This is a genomic window from Chryseobacterium elymi (genome assembly GCF_003385495.1).
GTDB lineage: Bacteria > Bacteroidota > Bacteroidia > Flavobacteriales > Weeksellaceae > Chryseobacterium > Chryseobacterium elymi.
On sequence record NZ_QNUH01000001.1, the window covers coordinates 406,616 to 431,351 of the forward strand.

General features: G+C 36.6%; 14 protein-coding genes. 6 read left to right on the forward strand and 8 right to left on the reverse strand.

Annotation, left to right across the window (positions count from 1 at the left end; all coding sequences use genetic code 11):
• Positions 1–62: 62 nt before the first annotated feature.
• The 5 genes from DRF60_RS01770 to DRF60_RS21495 all read right to left on the reverse strand — a co-directional run bounded on the left by DRF60_RS01770 (position 63) and on the right by DRF60_RS21495 (position 16,653).
• Positions 63–10,301 carry a SpvB/TcaC N-terminal domain-containing protein gene (locus DRF60_RS01770; RefSeq protein WP_116010400.1) on the reverse strand — a complete coding sequence of 3,413 codons (10,239 nt, stop codon included), beginning with the start codon at positions 10,299–10,301 and terminating at the stop codon, positions 63–65.
• 63 nt (positions 10,302–10,364) lie between these two features.
• Positions 10,365–12,332: a T9SS type A sorting domain-containing protein gene (locus tag DRF60_RS01775; protein ID WP_116010401.1), complete on the reverse strand. Its 1,968-nt coding sequence runs from the start codon at positions 12,330–12,332 to the stop codon at positions 10,365–10,367.
• A gap of 11 nt (positions 12,333–12,343) precedes the next feature.
• On the reverse strand, positions 12,344–14,584 hold the full coding sequence (locus DRF60_RS01780) for a S8 family serine peptidase (RefSeq protein WP_116010402.1): 2,241 nt from the start codon (positions 14,582–14,584) through the stop codon (positions 12,344–12,346).
• Between the two features lie 114 nt (positions 14,585–14,698).
• On the reverse strand, positions 14,699–15,538 hold the full coding sequence (locus DRF60_RS01785) for a TMF family protein (protein WP_116010403.1): 840 nt from the start codon (positions 15,536–15,538) through the stop codon (positions 14,699–14,701).
• Positions 15,539–15,603: 65 nt separating this feature from the next.
• The gene (locus tag DRF60_RS21495; protein WP_238639953.1) at positions 15,604–16,653 is read right to left on the reverse strand and encodes a hypothetical protein; all 1,050 of its coding nucleotides are present in this window, start codon (positions 16,651–16,653) and stop codon (positions 15,604–15,606) included.
• Positions 16,654–17,093: 440 nt separating this feature from the next.
• Between DRF60_RS21495 and DRF60_RS01795 the strand changes: the two genes are divergently transcribed.
• Entirely contained in the window at positions 17,094–18,809 is a 1,716-nt protein-coding gene (locus DRF60_RS01795; protein ID WP_116010404.1) for a helix-turn-helix domain-containing protein, read from the forward strand.
• Between the two features lie 89 nt (positions 18,810–18,898).
• On the opposite strand, the gene thiL is transcribed toward DRF60_RS01795, so the two are convergent.
• Together thiL and DRF60_RS01805 are read right to left on the reverse strand one after the other, a co-directional pair.
• A complete protein-coding gene (gene thiL / locus DRF60_RS01800) occupies positions 18,899–19,963 on the reverse strand; it encodes a thiamine-phosphate kinase (protein WP_116010537.1) in 1,065 nt (354 codons plus the stop codon).
• 77 nt (positions 19,964–20,040) lie between these two features.
• Positions 20,041–20,532, reverse strand: a complete 492-nt coding sequence (locus tag DRF60_RS01805) for an acyl-CoA thioesterase (RefSeq protein WP_116010405.1) — start codon at positions 20,530–20,532, stop codon at positions 20,041–20,043.
• Positions 20,533–20,645: 113 nt separating this feature from the next.
• Between DRF60_RS01805 and DRF60_RS01810 the strand changes: the two genes are divergently transcribed.
• The 5 genes from DRF60_RS01810 to DRF60_RS01830 are packed head-to-tail and all read left to right on the forward strand — an operon-like array spanning position 20,646 to position 24,255.
• On the forward strand, positions 20,646–21,851 hold the full coding sequence (locus tag DRF60_RS01810; RefSeq protein WP_116010406.1) for a BaiN/RdsA family NAD(P)/FAD-dependent oxidoreductase: 1,206 nt from the start codon (positions 20,646–20,648) through the stop codon (positions 21,849–21,851).
• Positions 21,848–22,267 carry an energy transducer TonB gene (locus tag DRF60_RS01815; RefSeq protein WP_116010407.1) on the forward strand — a complete coding sequence of 140 codons (420 nt, stop codon included), beginning with the start codon at positions 21,848–21,850 and terminating at the stop codon, positions 22,265–22,267. Before DRF60_RS01810 ends, DRF60_RS01815 begins: the two co-directional genes overlap by 4 nt.
• Before the next feature lie 8 nt (positions 22,268–22,275).
• The gene (locus tag DRF60_RS01820; RefSeq protein ID WP_116010408.1) at positions 22,276–22,914 is read left to right on the forward strand and encodes a DUF2306 domain-containing protein; all 639 of its coding nucleotides are present in this window, start codon (positions 22,276–22,278) and stop codon (positions 22,912–22,914) included.
• Positions 22,911–23,831, forward strand: a complete 921-nt coding sequence (locus DRF60_RS01825) for a YARHG domain-containing protein (RefSeq protein WP_116010409.1) — start codon at positions 22,911–22,913, stop codon at positions 23,829–23,831. Before DRF60_RS01820 ends, DRF60_RS01825 begins: the two co-directional genes overlap by 4 nt.
• The gene (locus tag DRF60_RS01830) at positions 23,797–24,255 is read left to right on the forward strand and encodes an energy transducer TonB (RefSeq protein ID WP_123902614.1); all 459 of its coding nucleotides are present in this window, start codon (positions 23,797–23,799) and stop codon (positions 24,253–24,255) included. Before DRF60_RS01825 ends, DRF60_RS01830 begins: the two co-directional genes overlap by 35 nt.
• On the opposite strand, the gene DRF60_RS01835 is transcribed toward DRF60_RS01830, so the two are convergent.
• A complete protein-coding gene (locus DRF60_RS01835) occupies positions 24,242–24,643 on the reverse strand; it encodes a ribosomal maturation YjgA family protein (protein ID WP_116010411.1) in 402 nt (133 codons plus the stop codon). The two genes, DRF60_RS01830 and DRF60_RS01835, sit on opposite strands and share 14 nt — an antisense overlap.
• Positions 24,644–24,736: the final 93 nt, after the last annotated feature.

The following is a 24,736-nucleotide window of genomic DNA, read 5'->3' on the forward strand; positions in this document are numbered from 1 at the left end:
ACAATAGTCCTGCAAATGCAAATGCAAGTATAAATAAAATTAGTTGAAAATTATTTTTCATCTTATTCTCTGATTATAGTACCAACTGGCATTCCAACATTTAAAGTTACTTTTTGATGTCTATGGAGTTTTCTATTGTATATCCATCTTGTAGAAGAATTATACCAATTTCTAAAATAATCGGGTACATTTTTAGTTCCTACATATCCTGTTGTAGCATTTGAAACAACAGAACCAAATACATTTGTAGACCTATTTAGAAGTCTCGAAGCTGCTGTTTCTCCCGTTTTTTCCCATAAAGACGCTTGAAATCTACTAGTTGTTGAAATAGCAACATTTCTAGTTAGCCTATCTGCAATAGGATATACAACTCCATTTACAACCCTACTTTTTACTAATGCCTGTCCCATTTTCGTACTAGCCCCTCCAAGAGCTGTACTTACAGCAACCGCAGTATAATTTACTTGCTTTAAATCACCTCCATTAGAGATAAGCTGATCTCCCAAATTACCTAAGCCATTTGCAGCCATAGCTACTTCTACGTGTCCTGTCGCTCCAGCTATGAATCCAGATCCTGCTGCAACTCCAAGTCTAGCCCAAGTTTTTCCACTAGAAAAATCTAGCTTTCCTTCTTGTGACTGTACCCAAATATTGATACCTACATTTATTGCTCCTCCAATTAATCCCGTAATAACAGGAATTGGCAAGGCTCCTTCATAATCTGTATACTTAACAGGATTCTGAAATGTATAGCTATACATATTCAATGTGCCAGAATTAAGTATTTCAGGATAATCCTGATATAATAAATAACTCTCAGCAAGTGGGTCAACATTTAACCAAAGAGAAACTCTAGGATTATAATATCTTGCTCCATAATAGTAATACCCTGTTTCAGCATCAAGTTCCTTGCCATTAAATTTGTATGGGCTATAGTTACTATTTCTGTGGTTTTCCACGAAAGTTTCGCCACTTGGGAAGTATTCTATATTCTGGGTTACTTCTCCATCTGCACTTGTAATAAAGCTGCTGGAACCTAAATGATCCGGATGGAACCAATAGATTTCTTTTTCTTTATCTCCTGCATAATCATTAACACAAGCTCCGTTGTATCCTGCATTTTGTCCGTAATTAGGTGGTGGAGTGATATTATTCTGCTGCATTACCGCGAGAGTAGCCTGAGTAGCTGTCTGCAGAATGACATTTGATGTATTGACCGGATTAATCGGCGGAGTACTTCCTGCAAATGGAATGATCAGCCAGTTACAATCAAAAACTCCAATATTATCGCTTGTTCCATTCTTAGTTACTATTCTTTGGCTTCCTGCATAATAATGTTTTGTATAACGAGGAAGTGATACACCTCCAAGACTATCAAAATAAAGGTTCATCGTCAACAGTCCATTCGGGTAAATAGTTGCTGAATGGTACGTCATAAGTGTCTGCGGCCATGTATTTGTCTGTTCTGCTCTTGTTCTGAAAAGCATTCCTGAATACATCACATCTTTAATAATTCTTTCTCCTCCCGCATCATAAGTGTAGATCGCTGCCCCGTCAACTTCAGGAGTAGAAGGATTGGTATCTACAAAACGAAGGCGATTTTCTTCATCCCACTGATATACTGCTTTTGCTTCAGTATAAGTACATGTTTCCTGTTCAATCGTCGTAGGATTTCCTTTTGCATCGTATTTATAATGTTGGAACTTCACTCCCGGATCATCCGTGTTACAACATGTAGATGATGGTACTAAATTAGGTTCATCTACAATGGTTGTAGGAGCGTGTGGATGTGAAGAATTTTCATATTTGTAGTTCAGCCTGTAAGAAGTTGGTTCCATTGCCGTCCAGTTATTGTTGCTGGCACCTGTCGTCCACTCATGCTTCTGGGTTTTGCTCATGATATTGTGCATATTATCATAAGACATGGCAACGGTATACCGGTGGCGTTCTTCCTGAGCCAATGTATTGATTCCTCTCCAGTTTCCTGAAGCCGAAGTCAGACGGTATAAGTCATCATAACCGAATGCATAATTGGTTCCTCCTCCTAAAAGACCATTTACGACAGGAGCATTGTTATGAACCTGCATTACGTTAGATACCACATCGTACTGGTATACATTCTGCATGAAGAACCTGTTGGTATTGGTATTCTGGGCATACATTTTCAACAATCTCCTGCGGTTTGTCTCGTATTCGTATGTTGTTTCCGTACCGTTTCCATTTTTCAGGTATACTCTCTGTTCAAATTTATCATATCCTAGACTATTGATCATCGGATAGGAATTACCGTCTTTTACAGAGGCAACATTGTTTAAGTTACCTGCTCTGTTGTATTTGTATGTTAATTTTTCTCCATCCGGATACGTAATGGTTTTCACACGATTCCAAGTATCATACTGCCATTCTGTTCCGAACCAGTAAACCTGTGCTCCAGGCACTGCAACTGAACGTCTTTGGTAAGTAAGTTCACCTAGTCTTCCGTATTTCAGATACTGTGTACCTGTAGCATCTGTCTGATACCATAATCTCCCTACTGCATTATTATCCATCGCTGAAGCATCCAGTGCATTTCCGTAGTAATATTTTACGTTGTTTTCAGGATATAAAGGATATTTAACTTCTTTCAGCCTTGAATAATCATATTGATATTCTACCGTCTCATTGGCTGCATTGGTTTTGGAAGTCATGTTATTTGCCGGATCATACTTGTAAGTGGTCACTCCACTATCAGGATGAGTGTAAGAAACCCTTCTTCCCAAATCATCATAAACGGATGTTGTAATATTACCATTTACATCTTTTACCTGAAGAATTTCGCCGATAGCATCATGGGTAAACTGAGTTTTGATATCCCCGGTGTTTGAAACTTCATGAACCGAAGTTGTTCTTCCTTTGATGTCAGTATATGTTTTCTTAATGCTTCCCAATTCATCTTTGAAGGTTGTTTGAAACATATTTCTTCCCTGCACATCTGTTCCGAAACCATAAGAAATTGTTGAGAACAGGTTTTCTCCCGGCAGTTTGGTATAAACCACCCTGTCTAATACATCATATTGGTTGATGGTAGGCTCAATATTATCTACGGCAGCATTATACTGTGTATTATTTGAACCAACACTTTCAACTGTCGGATAGTAAGTTTTTAACGCTCTTCCAAAGGCATCTTCTTCTACTTTTCCTCCTACAATATATTTTACTCCTTCATTATGAATATCTCCGGTTTTCTTCACCTGAACCGCCCCTCCGAAACCATCTGCAATGGTAATGGTATTGATAGTACTGTCTGTATATTCCGGATCATAATGTTTGGTTGTTGCAAAAGATTGTGCATTTGTCGCATTAATCGGAGCATCCGTAATCGGATTATACTCAAATTTTATAGTCCATGGAATGTTGTTAAATAATTCGTATGGCCCTGTAATTTCAGTAGTTCTTGCTTTGGCATCATATGCATACTTCATTGGCTGCAGGTTCATATCCTCAGTGTAAGTCGGCACTCCGAAACGGAAATCATACTGGGTTTTGCTGCTGTATCCAAAGGCATCCTGCACTTTTACCGGATAAGTTTTTACATTATCATCATAAGTATACTGCTGGAAGAATCTTTGATTCTGCACATTTGCAGGCCCTGTAGATTTAGTTATATTTCCATAAACGTCGTACTCAAAATCATAAACAGAATAATTCACGCCCTGATTAAGGACCGTCATCTTAGAAAGATTACCATTAGCGTTATATTCTGCTTTTTTCTCTCTGGTTACACCACTTGCCGTATTTTTCACTGAGGTTGGCATAATGATATATGCCGACGGATTGATTAAAGTGTATACTACTTTACTTGTTAATATTTCAGATGCTCCAATATCCGGATCTCCTGAATCTTCTAAATCTGTGGCATTACCCCACTGGTCATATGTATTTATTTTTGTAATTATATTTTTCCAGCCGGTATCGCCCTCACGGAATATAGATTGGTTTTGAAATAATGCTACAAAACAAGCGTAATTTTGATACGTTTTTTCATCTTCATTGTATTTAATAAGAAAATTATTATTTGTATTTTGAATTTCTTTTAAAGAATAATCATTGGTTTTTATTGTCCATGTTTTATCGTTAGCATCAAAAAGTCTTTCTGTGCTTAATAATCCTCTTAAATAATAGTTTCCATTGTGAAATCTTTGTATCGTTTTTCTGTAAATTACATTGGAAGAGGCGCCACCCTGTTTTGTATCAATCTGATTGATGGTAACTTGTCTGAAGCCATAAAATGTTCTTTCTCTTCGGCTGTGATAAGGTTCTTCATAATTTACTGTAATTTTTGATACATCCGGACTGTAAGCATTATCCCCGGTAAATCCGTCATTGGTAATTACACTTTTTAATACGTATTTACTTTGAGGCATATTATAGGTATTTCCTACTCTTTCATAATCAACTTCCCAAGAGCCCCCCATTGGCGTGGTCACTTTTTTAAGAAGATTCGTAACCCCTGTTTGGTTAAGTTGTACCTTAATATTATCTGTATCATCAGAAGTTACCAGATCTGGATATCCATCTCCATTCATATCTCTGAACGTAGCATGAGATCTTGAAGTTGAATTTCCTTTTGAAACCCCTAAAGTCACATTTAGTTTCAGCCCGCTTACTCCTGCAATAATAGGAATAGGAATTAAAATAGTTCCTGCTGCATTTCCTCCAACACTGATAGATACATCTTTATGAATATCATTTCCATTCTGAAAATTTAAATTTAGCGGAGTGCTGGACATTCTATCTCCTAAGTTTAGATATACTGTTGCACTATTTCCTGTGTATAAAACCTTGTCTGCTAGTCCATCACCATTAATGTCAACCAGTTCTTTTGTCGTTGTACTTGTATTAGAGCTAAAATTAACTCCAAATTCAAAACTTCCTCTGAATAAACTGATTCCTCCTCCCAGTCCAAATCCATTTCCTACACCTTCCGGTTTGATATCTGATCCCCAAGAATCATTTCCTGCAAACCCATTTCCGATATTCAGTTCAAAATTATTTGTATTAAATTTATCAGGAAGACCATCTCCATTAATATCTAAGAATGTTTGTTTAGAATTTTCACTTGAAGTTTCTCCATTTGCACTGATTGAAAGCTTTGTTGCTGCTTGTTTACTTTTAACAGAACTATCTATTAAATTCTCATTAAATGATTTATTCTTAGGGTTTTTACCCGCCGTCTGTATAAATGCCATTCTAGTGGATTCCCCATGTACAAATGAATATCCGGATGAAATTCCAGTAGAACTGGCTTTTGAAATCGACTGGCTTCCCACATTTAAGGAATTTCCAGATAAAAACCCTACCGGATATGTGATTTTTACATTGGTTTTACTGAAATCATCCGGGAAGCCGTCTCCATTGTAATCTAGTACATTTCGGACAGATTTGGCCTCAGAAAAAAGAGTTTGTGACACATTTACTCCAGCCACTCCCGCACTTACTCCGGCACCAATACTTACACTTTGATTTTTCAACTGAATATTTGGTGCATTCAATTCAGATCCGACGGCCTGACTTAGTGAATGGTTATCAAAATTAGAATCTATATTATGTATTCCTAAACGTGAAGTATTGATCGTATTTTGAGAGATGTATATGGTTGGGTCAACATCTGGTAATCTTCCTTTATCAGTATTATTAACATTAGAGTTGATCATTAAGAAATAGTTTTTTGATAATGCCCCATCATTATCTGCAATGGTAATATTTCCATCAGGATCTATTATAGGGTTGTTAATTGTAGGGTTTATACCCTGATCTGTACCATAAGCATTGCTCAGCTTCAAGCGGGTTTCATCTACCTTCATTTCGGCAGCAGTTCCTCCATTGGCAAAGTTATTATTAATATCATAGGCTTCTACAATGGTATTTTTACTTAAATTATTCCCATTTACGATAAAGCCTCCCCAACCGCGATAAAGTATACCGAATCTGTTGTCATATTCATTTGAACTTAATGCAGATGTTGGTGTTTGCGACCCCAGAATTGGTTTATGCGGCGGTGAATTTGTAAAACTTGTTATGGTAGTTTCACTGCCCGGATTTTCAATATATAATTTTGTAAATGCTGATGGCGCGCCACCAGGAGAAAATGTCAGCGTATAGCTATAGGTCCCCGGGTTCAGCATTGTTTCCGAATATACAGGCATTCCTGATTGTCCGGATAAAGTTCCGTTAGGGAAAAATGTATTTATACCAAGTGTTGCTGATGTTCCTGCAACATAATTTCCTAATTCAAACTTCAACATTGTAGCCTGATTGATTACAATTGTTCCTGTTTGCTGCACTGTATTTGAACCGGACAACTGTACTGATAAATTATTCGGGTTGTCTATATAATTGAGACCATTGTTTATTAGAGTGCCGGTAATGCTTGTTATATTATTTATAAAGTCTCTGTCTTCACTACTTACTGTTGTTTCCAGGTATATATTCTCATTTAAATCCTGAGAGACTATAGTATATGGCGTTCCAAAAACTGGAGTTACATTACCGTTAACAACATTATAAACTGTCTTGGTTAATAATTTATTTTTAATTTTTGCAGAGATAACAACCTTTCCGCTTTTCCCGTTAAAATTAGGAAGGGATGATGCTTTTACAGAAATCTTTTTTCCAATATCTGCCGATTGAGTTGCATAGGTTACAAAATTTCCTCTATCATTATACATACTGTACTCTACCTGCAAATATGTTTTTTCACCGCTTGAAGTCTCGGTAAATTCAGGAATTAATTTAAAGTTTGACCAATCTATCTGGGTATCTGTATATATTTTTACAGACACTTTATCATTAGGATTTAAATTCACCTGTGAACCAATAACACTATTGCTGTAAGTAGAGCCAGAGGCGATCGTCATTGGGAACTGAGGATAATCCACATCATTGATTGTCAGAAATATTTTAGCATCATCTGACAGCGGGATTGTTTTATTTAAATATAAATTTAATGTCCCGGCATTTCCCACCATGAAAGAGCTTGTACCGGAGTTTACAAAATCTTCCTGTGATTTGTAGGTTGACAAATCTCTGTTATCACTATCAACAACTGGAATATTTGGGGTTGAATAAGTTATTTCGGGATTCCATATAACCTGATCCATTGTCCCGTCATATTTAGAAGAGACCCTGAAATACAATTTTTCTCCTTTGCCAATATTTATCACCTGATCTCCAAAAGAATGTAAGTTATAATCCCCTACATTGATATTATTAACCAGCGGATCATTATCTTTATACTGAAAAGAGACTGCCACCCCATCTGCCTTACTACAGTCTTCTTCCGGATTACACGATATCTGATTCAATTTGAAAGCATTTTTAACTGTAATCGTTCCGGATTTTGGAGCAACCCACACACGAACAACGTCGTGCAGTGGATTTTGTTCCAGCATCATCTTTTTCTCTGCTTTATCCTGATCATCAAATAATGAGACTGAAGGCTGCACACCGGTCGCTGTAACATTAATAGGATATGGAGTCAAACCACTATTAGGATCAAACGAAGGAACATTTCCTACGAGTCTGTTAAAGTATACTTTCCCATTTTTAACAAAATCTACCAACCCATCATTATTGAAATCCATAAAATAGGATGAGGTGGTATTAGTGCTATTGGAATAATCGAATCCAAGGCTTCCCCCACCAAAATTAGCATCAATTCCTACTCCCCACGATGAGTTCTTGGACTTTCCTATATCCTGTAAATTTCCAACATTTACCACAGGGCCAAATGCCTGAACCCCGTTTGTTGCCGTTGATAAATTTTTAGAATAAGAAATAACCCCGTTATTCTGATATACTCTGTCCGCCAGGTTATCCCCATCTATATCTATTAAAGTAATCTGATTTTCTGAGGATGAATTACTGATGGAGCCATGTGCCCCAACAGTTCCTTGTCTGAAACTGAATAAGCCAGTATCACTTGTAGGAGGAGAGGAAAAATTATATACTCCTACACTAATGCCAAAATTGGTTCCTGTAGATTTTCCCAAGCTTCCTGAAAGCATGGTATACCCCTGGAATAATTGTCCTGAAGAAAGCAAACCGGAAAAACTGGCATGATCCGGCGCTCCCCAAGACTGAGGTGCACCAAACATATTGGCGGCATCAGGAGCCTCATTATATTCTATCTTGTTAGTATAAAAAACAGCGCCTGCCGCATCTTTCTCCGTTATGTTTTTTAATAAGGATTTCCTGAAAGTTTTATCATCATTTTTATACCCGAATTCATAACTCCTTACGTTTTCATCACCATATTTGATTTCAACTTTGCTTAGCCTCTTTGATTCTATCTGAAGGAAACCTAATCTTCCATTAATCTGAACATCTTCTCTACCAGTAGTTGTGGTAAATAGAACTGTATATTTTTTTGCCGAATTTTGTGCATTGTGTAAAGTGTAATCAATTTGAGAAATATGCAATTCCTGTCCTCCATTTCCTGGATTTCCGGTATAAGTTGATTTATCATACGTATACAGCACATAATTTCCATTGGTATCAACAGTTTTATATAAAGCCCAATGTCCTATATTTCCATTGGCATCTTTAAGAACGGCATTATCAATTACGCCGGCCTCTCCGCCAAAAAAAGATTTTGTCCCGTCTTTAGATGTTACAATCCAAAAATAATTTTTAGGACTTGTCCCTCTTCTTACAATATTATTATAAGCACCTTCAATTCTAGGATAAAATTTTCTGTGCGGTATTCTTCCTTTTTCAAACCCTTCATTTCTGTTAGGCATAGCAAATATACCCGGGCTTGTTTCAAAGGTCAACTGTTCTCCTCCCAACGAATAGATTTCGGTTTCCGTTCCTCCATCATATCTCGGTACTCCCCATCTGGTATCAATGGAAACTGCAGGTATTGACATATCCCATCCCAATCCCATCCAGCCGTTTCCTCCTTCACTGCTGTAGCTTACCCCTAAAGACGGCTGCATTCCCGCTCTACCTGCGGGAAGTTTAATTGGAAAATTAGTGGTAACACTTCCCATACTGTTAGGAGATGGTGGTGCAATGCTTACAATTCCCTCGGAAGGGTTTGCGGCTTTAATATCTTTAATAGAGTTAGGAGCATAGCTTCCCGTTTCCGGAGATTCGGGAACTTTTAAAACCCCATTGACCATGTCTGTAAAGTGGGTAGTTTTTGACACCAAAATGTTCTGCTGCAGATTGACACTGTCTTTGTCTAAAGCAATCCATTTTTTCTCTGTCCTGTCAAAATAAAAAGTTTTGATATCCTGTTCCGTATAACCTGTTGGTATTTTACTTTTATCATATCCTAAAGATACTTTTGCAGGAGCTGAAAAATGGTCTCCATGAGGAAGGAAACGATACCCCGCATTTTCAGATGTTACGTTTACCATTTCAGGAGTAATCGCAGGCATATCTATGTCTCTAAGCGCTGTGATTGAAAAGTTTTCTGAACTTTTAAGGACTCCTTTTGGAATGTTTAATTCCGCGGAACCCAGATTAAGTTTTTCAGAATTACTGATACTTCCAACAAATTTTGAAACAGACTGGGCATTGTATTTTACGCCGATACTATTTTCAAGATTCTGTTTTTTATTAGAAATTCCTATCCTAAGGTTTTTTACCTTATAGCTATAGTCTGCAAGATAAGGCAAGGTAAAAATTACCGTATTCTTTCCTTGTTTGATAGATTGACCTGCTATGGGTTCCGACTGGTGGATCCAGGTCGTATTTTTTTGGATATTTTTTCCGCCAATAGCTAAATCATCATTGATGACTTTACTGACTTGTTTATAGTTGTCGACTCCATACAAATCATATTCTAAGGTATACTGATAAGCAGGATTGATTTCTTCATCTACAGAAATCGTAAAGACGTTATCATAGATCTGATCAATCGGATGTTCTGAATTCGTTCCTATTATCCCTTCTCTGATATCAGAAATATAGTACCTTTTTTCATTGGATGCAGATACAGATGCCTTACTGCTGATCGTTTTGGTAACAGGAACAGGCATTCTATTGGTTGAATTCTTATTCTTTCCATCAAAACTACTTTCCGGAATATTATCGGATACCTTAGAATCTTCAGTAACATTATCACCGGAAATTTCTTTATTCGTATTGTTTCTTAATGCATCATCAATTTTCATTATGGGCACCACGCTTTCCTGCTTACTCAGATAATATGAATTAGCATGGGCATGAACCTGGGACCAGCAAGTGAAAAATATAATTGAATTAAGAAGTTTCGTATTCGTTCTTAAGACGCTTAATAAAGATCTTTTCATTCTTTTATATGTATTTTTTTTCCAGGGCTTTCCTTTTTTATCGGGATTGCCCTGGACATGATATTAGTTTTGTACAATTAGCTTGAATACTTTGATTTCAGACGAAGTCTTAACGATAATTAAGTATACCCCTTCTGTTGGAAGTGTATCTTTTATTTCATAATAATCCTTGCCTTTGTCCTGGATGGTTTTTACCAATCTTCCCGATCCGTCATGGATTTTTATATCTACCGTTTCTATTTTATCTGAAATAATTCTAATGGTAAATGGCTGTCCTTTAGGTACCGGATTAGGGTAAATTACAATTCCGTTTTCACGTTTTCTTGTCACTTTTACCGTATCTTTTTTAATACATCCATCTGATGTTGTTACCGTTACAGTGTATTCGCCCGGTTCATAAACATTAATTTCCGGAGAGCTGCTCGTAAATCCGTTATCAGAAGTCCATGAGTATACAGCATGAGGATCTGTAATGTGTGAGGATGCATTAAACTGGGCCGCATTTCCTGAAGAAATTGCCACATCCGGACCAAGGTCTAAATTAATAGTACTGAAATCGCTGACTGAAAAGTCATAGGATGTCATATTATTATCAGCATCTTTAATTACCAGGTGATAATTGCCGATTGCTAAGTTCGGAAATGATACCTGTGAAGTCTGAACGGTGATATTCTGCGAAGTCCCGTTACCGGTAAGAGCCACATTAAACGGGGCTTTCCCTCCTTTAATATTTAAATTAAGCGTTCCGTTTGTAACGGTACATGTAGGCTGGGTAATCTCGTAGATAGATAAAATCTTATTTCCTAAAGCAAATGAAAAAACATCCGTTCCTGATAAGTCCTGATCAAAAACAACATCTTTAAAATGCACACCCTGATCATTATCAATATGATCCATTGGATAGGCTTCAATGTTGGAGGAATTAAAATTTCCCTGCCCTGTTCTATCCACCAGGAGCCAAAGTTTTTTATCTGCCGGAATTTGCTGAATAATATCTTTAATGGAAAAAACCACTTCCGTTGGAATTGTTTGTGAGTTTTCAGAGGTAAATCTCGCTTTCCATTTTCTTTTTAACAATTGATATCCGAAAGTATCATTATCCAGCTCCAAGGGCTTTTTATTATCACCCCAGACCAAAAAGCTCTGATCTGCAAATTGAGCATCATTTGACCTGTTGTCTGCCGCTAATTTCTTTGCTGCAATAATCAGTCTTTTGGGTTCTGATGAGCTGGTAGCCTGTTTTTGATAAAGATCTGAATATCCGTCTCTTGCAATACCCGTGATACGGGCGGGATAATCATTAAAATCGGCCTGTCTCCAGATTTTTTTATTTTTAGAACTCAGGTATTCCGTATAAGGCATGGTAATGGCATATTTTACAGCCAGATAGGAATTCACCCTGTTTCTTTCATTAAGGGTAAGAATCTTTCCGTAAGCAAAAAACTCAGGAAGCTTTCCCTTAAAGTTTTGCCATTGATGGCTTCCTTCATCTTTTCCGATATACATTGATGAAAGCCCGGTTTTACCTATAACTTTAGTGATTTTAGCTGAAGGGGTTCCAAACTTTGAGTACAGACTGAAAGAAGCCAGAGTATCTATTGTACTGGTATTAATGAAATTAATCTGATCATTATTATATCTGAAAACATTTTTAGTACTGTAAAACAGCTCTTTCTCATCTGTATTATCTGTTGTAAACAAAGCAGATTCCTGTGTGGGATTCTTGTTCTGATAAGCGGTGAAAAAATTCAGCTTATCCATTGTTTCTATCACAAAAGGAAACTTTAAAAAATCATCTGTTCCATCAAAATTTAAACATTCATTATAATTAAGTAATGAATAGGCCGGTTTATTGGCTCCTGTTAAAGCTTGTATCTGATGCTGGTTGCCGCTGTAATCCTGATACATCAGAGAAGGGGTCTGAAGCGAGTTGGTTTTATACCAAACACTTGTACCACCTACTCCGCCGGGAGACTGGGCATTCGAAATACAGACAAGTAAAACGCTGAGAACCGTAAATATTTTTTTCATGTAAAGCGTTTTTATTTTATTATCAGTTTTTTTGTTTCCTTATATTCTGCAGTTTCTATAGAAACCATATAGATTCCCTGAGAAAAAGATCTTGTATCTATTGTCTTTATGAATTCTCCTTTTGGAAATTTCGTAGAGCTCTGATCCGTTGATACCAGCTTACCTGAAGCATCATATACTGAAATTTTGATTGCAGATTCGCTCTGTAGGAAAAATCTGATATTTACTTCTTCTTTTGCCGGATTTGGGAACAGGGTAAAATGCTCGAGTGCCACACCGTTGCTGGTTGCGGAAAGAGCTCCTGCACCAACCCTTTGCTGCGCCATATACCTGAAAGCAGAAATAACATCAAAACATGGTGTTATAAAAGCATGAAAACCAGCTCCCTGCTCAACCTGGAATCCTGGAAGTAAAAGAATATCCCTGGATGCGATATATTCAACACCTTGTACCGGAGCAATGACTTTATTGCTTGCAACGATCTGTTTCGCTAATATTGTCTGAGTTGTTGTAATATCATCTGCAGGGCTTACAAGGGTTTTCAGATCTTCTTTATAGCAGAAATCTACATTCGAAACTACAATTGAAAATGTCTGATTCCCATTTGGTAACAAAGGAGTTGTATTTGTTTTTGGGGAAACAATAATCTTATAGGTTACTTTCTCAGGATTCTTAATATCAACCCTTTCTATGGTATCTACATCGTTTGTAGATGTATTTGTTGCAGCTCCTGTCAGATTGCTCATCCCTCCCAATTTCCACGGGTAGTATGTACTCTCCGTTCCGTTCGCGTTTATTTTTACAATCTTCAAATCCAAATCATTAATTACATTCGGATTGCTGAGGTCTACCACATTATTCACGGTATTTCCCTGAGGGTCTGTCCATGAAATTGTAGCAGATAATGGCTGAGTGGTTTCATAGGGAACCACATACAGAGTATATTTATTCCCTTGATTTAAAGTAACTTCTTTTATTAATGTTGATTTTTTTTCATTATTAATAATTCCCTCAATATTATTATAAATGGCTTCAGATGCTCTTTTTGCATCTGCCAGTCCCCAACCGTATATATAATCGGGGCCTTCACTTCCCTTATCGTTTGCGGTATGGGCCAGTAATGCTCTTACTGTAGAAGAAAGCATATACTTTTGTGACGGGCTTACAGATTTATAATATTGCTGAAGGAGTGTAATGATCCCGGAAACGACAGCAGCTGCCGAAGAGGTTCCCCTGTAGGTGCCATATGCTGCGTCATATGTTTCAATGGATGAATATATATTTTCTCCAGGAGCACAGATATCAGGCTTTATCCTTCCGTCATCTGTAGGTCCATAGCTGCTGAATGCTGAAATATCAAACGCTTCATCAGAACTCATATTGATATTCTTCTTTGCTGAAGCTACAACCAGAACGTTTTTGGCAACTCCTGCTCCTTCGAGCAAGTCGTATCCATTTTTAGCAGAAACCTGAGGGACAATACCGGGATCTATTTCTCTTGCGTTTCCGGCTGCTTTTACAATTTGCAGATACGGCTTTAGATACATCAGATTATCCCATGATTGTGCCGTTACATTGTATTTTCCAAACTGATAGGTCTGGAGATACATAGGGTCGAAACCATAGCTGTTATTGGCAACTAATATTCCTGTTGTCCCGTTATAGGCTTCGGAGAGCATTTCCTGAACATCATTTACCCAGTCATAAGCATTGATTTTTGCCTCGTAAGCAATTCCCCTGGCTTCCGCCTCACCGTTATTCCCAGCCAATGTCCCTGCTATATTAGTACTATGCCTGGAAATCGTTTGATTTTGTGAAGTATCATAAGTATTGATTTTTCCGGTTAATAACTGATGGGTTATTCTTGGCTTGGAATAATCCCACTGACCAATAACCATATTGTTTCCGGTTATATTCAGTCCAATTCCGCCACCCGGATAGAGATTATCAGCCTTTGTCATTTTTGCTGCTCCGGCATTAAGAGTGGTATAATACATTGGCTTTCCGCTCTCGTCAGCTCCTATAAGCTGTTTTTCATTCCCATTTTCAGAAATGAATTCTTTATGACCTAAGCCTTTAAGCCTTTGAATTTCATTTTTTTGCTTTTGTGTATAATCCTGTACTTTTTTCTGAAAAGCCTGGATTTCGCGTTCCTGCGGATCTGTTTTTAATCCATCTTTGGTCTGTCCGTAGGATGAAAAAAAGAACATCACAGCAATCCCTAATATAGATTTATGGTAGATTTTCTGCATGTGGAAAGGTTTAATGTGTGTTTGTTATAAAAGATTGGGAACAGCCTTACCATTGTTATCCGATAAAGGCAGCTATCATAAGTGGCAAGAAAAGATTGATCCCTTTCTCCGATTCTACTTGCTCAGTGATTCTACTGTTTTTTTAAGCTCCTTGTTTTCGTCCCTTAATTGTTTTACGTCTTTATTAAGCTGGATAACATATAGGGTTAACTCCTCTATTTTTTCAAGAAGTTTAGCATCCATTTCCCCTAAATTGATTCCGTTTTCTTTTACTTCTTTAGCAGAAGGGATATTCGGTAAGTGTCCTTTTTCATCAATATGCTTTTCAACCGATTCTAAACTGTTAAGCTTATAATCTTTCTTGAACACATAATCGGCCCAACCGTTTGCAGAAGGGCTTTCAACTTTTATCTGTTCTGCTTTTATCCCTTTTCTCACATAGAAGATATAGTTAGGATCGCTGTCGTACTGATCTGTTCCTACTGTTACTTTTCCTGTATTGAATACTACAAGGTTGCTTTTATGAACACTATCCGAAAATTTTATTTTTGTAATTCCCGGTGAGTTAGGAGTGGTTACATCTGAATTTGGATCAATTGCATTGTTATTGGGCATATGAAATTCCATATTCCTGCTCCCCAGATTTCTAATAACAATATCTGAGGGTACTGACCAGTTAGAGGCACAGCCGTTACAAAGTACACTCGCAATTTCCAATCTTCCTCTTGCTGTACCTGTTGCCGTTACATTGCCTATCACCATACCGTTAGCATAAGGGCCAGCAAAAACCCTTAACCTTTCCATATTATTAGTTTTAATGACCAGTTCCTTATCGTCGATTGTTCCAATAAAATTATCAGTTGGATTTGTTCCCGAATTTCCGGTTAAATTCCAAGATTGAGAAAAATAAAAATTCGAACATGAAACTAATGCGAATAATAGAATTTTTTTCATAAGAAGTTTTTAGTTTTATTATGTTAGCTCTTCGAGCCACATGATTATTTAATTTTGATAATAGTTTATTTAGCAAGAATACTGTTGTTTCTGAGTTTGTTATTCTCTTCCTCAAGCTTTTTAAAATCCTTGTTAAGTTTAATGACATATAGTGTGAGCTCTTCTATTTTTTCAAGAAGTTTAGCATTCATTTCACCCAGATTAATTCCGTTTTCCACTACTTCTTTAGCAGAAGGAATATTTGGTAAGTGTCCTTTTTCTTCAATATGCTTTTCAACATATTCCAAACTGTTGAGTTTATAATCTTTTTTGAAGACATAATCTGCCCAGCCGTTTGCAGAGGCTATATCTACCTTTATTTTTTCAGTTCTTATCCCGTTCTTTACAAATAGTCTGTAGTCATTACAATCTGAGCAAGAAATATTACTGGAAGTCCCTAAAAAAAGTTTGCCGTTTGCTTTAAGTGAAAACATCAGTTCATAAGCACTGGAAGTTGGCCAGCCTGCAACATCCAAAACTCCGGGATTATTAGGCTGATACTGACCATATCTTAAAAAAACAAGGGATGAACCGCTACCAATATTCGAACCCGTATTCCCAACATAAAAAGTATCACTGTCTATATCTGTAATAACCTGGGCTCTTCCATTTACTTTAAAAGCTATATCAGGGTGAGGTTCTGTTTTAATTCCCACATTCCCTCCTACAAACATTTGCCCGTCATGCCTTAATGAGAACGTTACATCTTCGATTCCTGTCCCGAATATTGTATTTTTCATAAAATATCTCTCGGGATTTCTTAGATGACTTGTTCTTAATTCTAATTGACTAGATCCTGGGGCTCCATCGTGATGCACCGTTAGTTTTGATGAAGGATCACTCGTCCCTACACCTACATTACCATTATTCAAAAGCTGAATCCCTACCCCTGCAGATGTCTGAAGCTTAATACCTCCATACCAGTTAATATCTAATCCATCTGAGCTGGTTACAGGATAATGTCCTAAATAATAATGGGTTGGATCTGAATTGCCATACAGTTTGTCAAAAGCAATGTTCTGGGAAAAAAGTGAACCAAAGATAATTAAGCCCAAAATTGATAAAGATTTTTTCATAAAGCTTTTTTTATAGACTATTATTTAGTTTACTACTTACAGAATTCAACTCTTTAAAGATTATTTGACATTCAAAGATTTAATTCTATAATGATTTATAATGTGCTAGAATTCTAATTTTATATTTCTATTGAGCACATAAACTTGTAAAAAACTGTCATTATTCGCTAAGAAATCCAGAGTAAAATTCTTTCATCACTTTATTAGAGTTTTTAAATAATATATCTGAGTAAAACTATTCAAACTTTAAATTCTATAAAACGGGATATACATTGAATTTATAAATTCATTGAATGAATTTATAAATTTGATTACAAATAAAATATTGAATATCAATCAATTATTATAAGTTACCGTAATTTTTATCACCAAAAAGTGTCCTATTTGTATATCTTGAATATAATTTTTGAATAAATTTGAAAATACAAACACACGCACAAATGATTTTAATAAAAAAAGTACTAATTGTACCTATTTTTCTTATAGGCCTAAAAACATTTTCTCAAAGTACGGCGGATCAAAAATTCTCAACAGAAATAGATGGATTAATAAAAAAAGATCAGATGGATCTGGTGCATTTCAAACTGAACAGTGAAAATATAAAATTCAAACGTCTTTCTGAATATCCATTGCGTTATGATTTACTGATTAAGCTTGATTCTGCCTCTACTATATATAAGGAAGGTGAATATCTGAATGCAGAGAAGGCTTTCTTATCTATATTGAATAAGATTGAAAAAAATAAGCCCCAACTTAAATCTGCAGATTATGAAAATCTGAAACATATTGGCATATCAGGACTGTTTTATATTGAAAAGAGACTAGGGAATGTTTCAAAGGGATTAAAATATATTCAACTTTTTTCTAAAGAAATGAACCCTGTACAGAAGAAAAAACAAAGGCTGTTTTTTGCTGTTGCGAATATAGAATTAGGAAACTACAAAAAAGGAATTCAGGCCCTGGATCTCAGGCTAAATGACATACGGCTGGATACAGAAAATATTCTTTATAGTCATTTTTCTAAGCCGGAAGAGATTGCTGTTACTTATAATGCAAAGGGAGATGCATTTATTAAATGGTTTAAAGATACCGGCAAAAAGACGTATCTGGATTCTTCAAAAATTAATTATGAAAAGGCTTATAATGTACTGAGAAGCTCACTAAACTACTCCCAACATTCCAAAAATATACTTATTGACCATCTGGCAAATATTGCTCTGCTGAAAAAGCAATACCGATATTCATTATCTCTCTACAATACATGTGAAAAGGATTCAATACTTATGAAAGAAAATATTTCAAGCGAGGCAACCTGGCTTGGAAAAGCGGAAATATATACATTTCTCAATAAAACTGACTCCGCATTTTACTACATCAATAAGCTAAATAATAAAGTAAACCATACCTATGAAAGCAAATTAAAAATGTGTCATTTACTGAGCATTAACTATGAAAACACTGGAGATCATAAAAAAGCCTATAAGTTTGCAAAAATCAGCCTGGCTGAAATGGAAAAGAAAAAAAACTGGGATACTTCAGGACATTCTTTCCTGATAATGCATGAACAGCAGGAAATAAAGGCTTTATCCGAAGAAATGGTAAAAGAAAATAAAAGGTATAGTTTCCTGTCAATTGCTTTAATCGTATTGATATTCTCCATAATAATACTTTATATCACTTATAGAAATAATAAAAGAAAAAAGATCACCTTCTCAGAGTTACCCAAAAGGACTGATTCCGTTAATAACTCCAGTATTTATCCTGTTATAGCTCAAAAAGAGGAAGTTCCTTTGATAATAGAAGATGAACTGGTCAGACGGATTCTTAAAAAAATTACTTTAATGGAGCTGGATAAAAAATTTCTGGCTAACGATTTCAAGCTTTCCCATATTGCAAAGCAGGTTAATACGAACACCACTTATTTGTCCCAAATAATAAATCAGCATAAAGGGATGACATTTTCAGAGTATGTAAATGATTTGAGAATCAGTTATATTTTAAAAGAATTAACTGAAAATCCTAAGCTCCGGAAATATACTATTAAAACAATATCTGAAGAGATTGGTTACAAAAGCGCCTCTACCTTTATCAATGCTTTTAAAAACAGGGCTAAAATGACCCCATCGTATTATATTCAATTATTGGAAAAAAAATAAAATCTATAAGATCGGAGAATTACTGCCTAGAAAAAGCCACAGCGGGAATGCTGTGGCTTTTATAATCTTCAAGCTAAATGCGATTTAACTTATCCGTTCTGCTGATTCCCTAAAAAAGCATCCCAGCCCTGTGCCGTCAGAGGAACAAGCTGATTGGAACCTCTTGCTACCATATAATTTCCTTCCTCCTTTTCTACCGCATGACCGATAATAGTGAAATCAGGGTGATTCTTAATCTTATCAAAATCATTGGGCGAAATGGTGAACAGCAGTTCATAATCTTCGCCACCGCTTAATGCAGTCATGACCGGGTTAAGATTCATTTCGTCCGCTGTGGAAATCGTGAGACTGTCCATTGGGATCTTTTCTTCATATAATCTGAAACCGGTTTTAGACTGGTCAGAAAGGTGAAGGATCTCTGAAGCCAAACCATCAGAAATATCAATCATTGAAGTAGGTTTGATATCCAGTTCTTTCAAAATCCCTTTAACATCCGTTCTGGCTTCCGGTTTAAGCTGTCTTTCCAGAATATAGTCGTAGCCTTCCATTTCCGGCTGCATATTAGGGTCTGCAAGGAAAATAGCATGCTCTCTTTCAAGGATCTGAAGTCCCATATAAGCCCCGCCAAGATCTCCGCTCACAATCAGAAGGTCATTCGGCTTGGCACCGCTTCTTTTTACAATGTTCTCATCATTTTCAATCCCTACGGCAGTAATACTCATCACCAATCCTGAATTAGAGCTTGTGGTATCCCCACCAATCAGATCTACTTTATATCTTGTGCATGCAGCCTGAATTCCTGAATAGATCTCTTCCAAAGCTTCCACCGGAAAACGGTTGGAAACTGCCAGAGAAACCAGAATTTGCGTAGGTACAGCATTCATCGCTGCAATATCGCTGAGATTTACTACAACTGCTTTGTAGCCTAAATGCTTTAAAGGCACGTAGCCTAAATTAAAATGAACGCCTTCTGCAAGTACATCCGTTGTAAGAACAACTTTCTTATTTCCAGGATTGATAACTGCCCCATCATCTCCTACTCCGAGTTCCGAAGACTCATTCAATAGTGGAAAATATTGTGTCAAATGCTTTATAAGACCAAACTCTCCTAATTTAGAGATGGGGGTCAGTTCCTGTGATTTATCTTCAAACATAATTTCTTTTGTATTAATGTCCAGTGTAAAATGTACTAAAGACATTCAACATTGAACTGTGAACTTTAAACTTCGAATTAGCTAAATTCTGCAGGATCCACATTATTTGGCTGGAAAGGAAGCTTTTTGAAGTCTTCCCTGTTCATGACTATGGTTTCAGGGCTTTTATATTTATTCATTGCTTCTACCACATCATCTGGTGGAGTAGTCATTTTTCTCAGCATCATATCGATCCAAACTCCCGTAGCCTCTGCCGTGGCACAGTGCACTCCGTCCGGTGTATAGAATTTATGGAGAAATCTGTAGATGGAAGAATCATCCGAACATCCGTCGATCTCAAGACTTACAATTACTGTCTGGTCGGCATATATCTCCTTGAAAAAAGAATATCTTTCATGCAGGATTACTGGTCCGATTCCCCATCGGCTCAGCTGGGTTACTCCCATCTTTTCTTTGGTCATAAAGGCCATTCTGGATTGGGCGCAGTATTGTACATATGATGAATTGGCTAAGTGCTTGTTGGCATCAAGATCACTCCAGCGTACTTCAAATTTATGGTAAAAAATCATGTAAAAGTTGTTTTTAGTATGATTAAATTATAATCTTCAAAATTACTCAAATAAGATGGTTTATAAAAATTGTACTTTTGAAAAAATAATCTTCAGCATAGGATTACCATTACATGAAACAGATCATCATTATCGGAGGCGGTGCGGCAGGCTTTTTCTGCGCATCGAATCTTGACGAAAAAAAATATAAAGTCACCATCCTGGAGCAGAACTCGGATGTACTTCAGAAAGTAAAAATTTCCGGAGGCGGACGTTGCAACGTCACACACGCCTGTTTTGATCCCCGGGAACTGGTGCAGTTTTATCCGAGGGGAAATAAAGAACTGTTGAGCGTTTTTACCAAATTTCAGCCGGGAGACACGATGGAATGGTTTGACCAACGCAATGTACCTTTGAAAATAGAGAATGACAACCGGGTATTTCCGGAAAGCAATTCTTCACAGACGATTATCAATACGTTCCTGAATGAAATTCAGAATAAAAAGGTTGAGGTCAAAACAAAGTGTTCCGTTAAAGAAATAGAAAAGCAAGATGAAAAATACCTTGTTAAAACCAGTTTGGGGGATTTTCAGGCAGATTATATCATTTATACAACAGGAAGTTCTCCGAAATCACTAAAGATCGTTGAAAATTTAGGCCACAAAATTGTGAATCTTGTTCCGTCGCTTTTTACCTTCAATATTAAAGATGAGCTTTTACAGGATATTCCCGGAACCAGCTTTGAAAATGCTGAAATCTCAATTCCTGCTTTAAAAACTGAGGAGAACGGACCTTTACTGATTACGCACTGGGGACTTTCAGGACCGGCTGTTCTGAAAATTTCCGCGTGGGAAGCGATAAACCTTGCAAAATTGAAGTATCAATTTGAAATTGAAGTGAATTTTATTTCAAAATCTATGGATGATGCTGAAGAAAGCTTCCATAATTTTAAACAGTCAAATCCCAAGAAAACGATCGGACAGGCAAAGATTTTTGAAATCACCAACAGGTTCTGGCAGAAAATATTAACCGTTTCACAGATTGATCTTAATAAACAGATCTCGAATATTTCAGGGAAAGAAATGCAGAAAATTCTTGAAAACCTATGCAATAAAAAGCTGAAAGTAAGTGGGAAGTCTACTTTTAAAGACGAATTTGTTACTGCCGGAGGTGTTGATTTAAAGGAAATTAACTTCAAAAACATGTCCTCAAAACTTCTCCCGAATTTTCACATTGCCGGAGAAGTTCTGAATATTGATGCTGTGACGGGAGGATTTAATTTTCAGGCATGCTGGAGTGAAGGATGGCTTATTGCACAACATTTAAATAATTTATCATGATGAAAAAAATATCAATGTTATTTTTGCTTTTAGGAACTCAGTTGGTCTTTTCACAGGTCTCAACAAAAGAAAAAACACCGGAGCAGCCGAATGCTCTTGAATCTGTTGTTTCTCCACTTCTTGAAACAGACATTCCTGCTGAATTTCCTGGCGGAATGACAGCTTTGAGAAGACATATCTCATCTGAATTTGACCATTCCAGGCTTAATGCCTCAGGAAAACTGAAATCTGTTACAAAATTTTTAATTCATCCTGATGGCAGTATGAGTTCCATTTCAACAACAGGCGATGAACCTTCCATGAATAAAGAAATGACCCGTGTGATTAAGAGGATTAAAACAAAATGGAAGCCTGCCATGCGTAACGGCCAACCCATTAAGACCTGGTATGAAATCCCTATGAGTATAAGTATTTAAAGATAAAAATGCTTGCCATTAAAAAAAATATTCCTCTTTTATTAAAAACCCTTTTGATGTTTGGGTTTGGATATTTCTTTTGGTTAATGCTTAAAATTACGCTGGAATACGTTCCTTTCAATCCTAATGTGAGTTTTCTGATGATCAAGCAGACGGAAGTTCATGACAGACCGGAATATCTTTCTTTTTTCTACACCCATGTGTATACCAGTATTTTTGTGCTAATTTCTGGATTTCTGGCTATTCTCAGAAAAAATTTCGGGATTGAAAATTTTCACAGGAATATTGGCAAAGTCTATATTTTTTTAATTCTGATTCTGGCCGCACCGTCCGGAATCTATATGGGATTTTTTGCCAACGGAAGCTTTTTATCTAAAGTTTCGTTCGTTATTTTAGGATCTCTTTGGTGGTTTACTACGTATAAAGCCTATCAATCGGCAAGAAAGAAAAGGTTTAAAGAGCACAAACAATGGATGTGGCGAAGTTTTGCACTTACTTTATCTGCGCTCACCTTACGGATCTGGAAAGTTATTATTGTATATTTATTCCACCCAAACCCTATGGATGTCTACCAGATCATTGCATGGCTGGGCTGGATTCCCAATATCCTTTTAATTGAATATTTAATTGCAAAAAAACATATATGAAAATTCTAAATTACACCCTCGCTTCCATGCTGGCAGTTTCTCTTCTGAGCTGTAAGAAAGATGGAAAAATGAGCGAAACAGGAAAAGATTCGGTGATCGCCAAAAAAGATTCTGTAGCAATTCCTGAAAGCTACAAAGAATATTACGGAATTTATACCGGAGATTTTGCCGGGGTGGAAAAAATGGTAGATGAAACCGACGGCTCTGAATATGAAGGCACCATCAATAAGAGAATTTCGTTAAAAATCAACAGAATAACGAAAGACAGTGTTTACGGACAGAGTATTGTTAATGGAAATCAGAGGCCCTTCAGAGGCATTTTTAATGAAAGCACAAAATCTTTTGTACTGGATGAGCCTGGAAATGACAAAACAGACGGCCGGTTTGAAGTGAAATTAAGCGGTGACAGCATCACTGGAAAATGGAATGCTTTTAATAAAACAGCAGTAAAATCACCTTTAAAAATCATTAAGCTTTCAAAGAAAGATTTTGTATACAACCCGAATTTTATGCTGGATAAGGATTCCGATCTCGTCGACTGGTCCAATCCAAAAGATTTTGTGGAAAAATATACAGATGAAGAAACCGGAAAAACGGAAAGCTATACGACTTCTAAAAACAGGGTAGCTTCTGAAGCGATTTTTAATTTGAATGCATCGAAGCAAAAGCTATCTGAAAAAGACCTGAAAAACTTACGGAAAATAGATCTTGAAATCATCAAAAATTCTGTTTTTGCAAGGCATGGTTATTCTTTTAAAAAGCAAACCTACAGGTATTTCTTTGAACAGACGGACTGGTATATTCCTGTTTCAAATAATGTTGATAAGGAACTTTCTCCAATGGAAAAGGAGAATGTAGCCTTGCTTAACCGCTTTATAAAATATGCTGAAGATAAATATGACAGCTTTGGAAGATAAGATTTACCTTATGAAAAAATATTTGCTTTTTATTTTGTTATTCTGGACTGTTTCTATTGCTGCCCAAAAAGATTTAACTGTAATTCCGGATCCGAAGCCATCGGTAGATGCAGAACCCGGGCCATCGCAGATTGCGTCGTTTCCTGGCGGACACCAGGCATTTGTAAAGGAAATTTTAAAGAATTTCCGGACCTCTCCATTAGTAAAAGCCGAGATTATGAAAGCTAAAGCTATTGCTACTTTTATTGTAGATGCAGAAGGAAATATGGTAGATATTAAAATAGAATCCTATGAATATAAAATGGTAAGAGATGAATTTTTAAGGGCTCTAAAAATGATCAAAACACAATGGATTCCTGCGGAGCAGAATGGCAAAAAAGTCCGGAGCATCATGAGGCAACCTTTGGTATTCAGCCTGCAATAGTCTGCTTCTCTTTTTTCGATTGGGTAAACTTCAGTCCAAGGAAAAGCAGCAGGCATCCTGCAGCATAACACAGAATATCTATCCATGAGAAAGAATTTCCAATTACAATATACATCAGGCTTCCAGGACGGAAGCCTAATTTTTCTGCAACCATAAAGTATTGGGCAAATTCTACGATGCAGGAAAAAATCAAGATCCCAAGGATAAGCTTTTCATCATTAATCTTCACGAAGGTTTTAACAAATGTGTACAGAAGCATAACGACTATCACGTCACCAAGATAGGCCCTTACAAAGAAAATATCCGCCAGTTTTGTAGCAATCAGAACTTCTGTCAGGAAAATGAAGATGGTGAGAAGAAGATAGGTAGGGCTGAATTTAAATTTCATGTGTTTAGATTTCGGCTAAAGCCTTTAACTGATTATTAGTTAAGCGGGCTAAAGCCCGCTCCTATTGAATAATGCAGCAGAATTCAATTTTTA